Genomic DNA, 669 nt, shown 5'->3' on the forward strand with positions numbered 1-669 from the left:
ATCACATCACGCCATTGCTCGGCCTCGGTCACATCCCAGTAGACAGAGAGTGTCTCTGCCAACAGGAGGAGCGAGGTGCGTTTTCGTACCAAAAAAATGCCCCAATGGTGGCCACCGACTGCGTGATGATCTGCAATGTGGCTTGGCATGCTCTTCCGATTATCGGTCACCAGAACCCGTTGCTGCTGATCGAGCCAAACCAGCAACTCAGGGTCAAGGGTTCCCAATGCGGGTGCGCCCTCGTCACCAACACGCAGGAGATCAAGCCCAGGGTAGTGACGTGCGACGGTCAACTTGACGCGAGGTGACAAGTTCTCGTCGAGTAGGTAGCGGATCTTCATCGCAACGCATGCTCCTGTTGGCGTTGTGCGATGATCGCCCGTACCCGCTGCGAAATGGGGGGCATCGCTGCCGCCCATGTCTGGTAGTGCGCCTCTGCTGCCGCATCAATGCGCGCAATGTAGGCATCGACGTGCGCTTGATGATGCAGATAGTAGGCGATCACCCCATAGATCTGTTCTAAGCTGACCCCTGGATATTCAAGGGCAATCTGCTCTGGGCTGTACCCTTCGTGGTAGCGTTCGACGATATGTTCAAGGCCAATGCGATGGCCTTTCAACCGAATAACATCTTCGGCCTGGACATCAAGATAGTGATCGAGGCGCATAG

The 669-nt window shown here is 55.9% G+C and carries 2 protein-coding genes; both read right to left on the reverse strand.

Annotated elements, in window-relative coordinates; genetic code table 11:
* Nucleotides 1-341, reverse strand: a 341-nt coding sequence (locus tag CJ255_RS22230; protein ID WP_124682065.1) for a DUF5615 family PIN-like protein, incomplete at its 3' end; no start/stop codon positions are given.
* The coding region (locus CJ255_RS22235) for a DUF433 domain-containing protein (protein ID WP_097646223.1) at nt 338-669 on the reverse strand (332 nt) is incomplete at its 5' end. The genes CJ255_RS22235 and CJ255_RS22230, both read right to left, overlap by 4 nt.

This window comes from Candidatus Viridilinea mediisalina, from assembly GCF_002532535.1.
GTDB lineage: Bacteria > Chloroflexota > Chloroflexia > Chloroflexales > Chloroflexaceae > Viridilinea > Viridilinea mediisalina.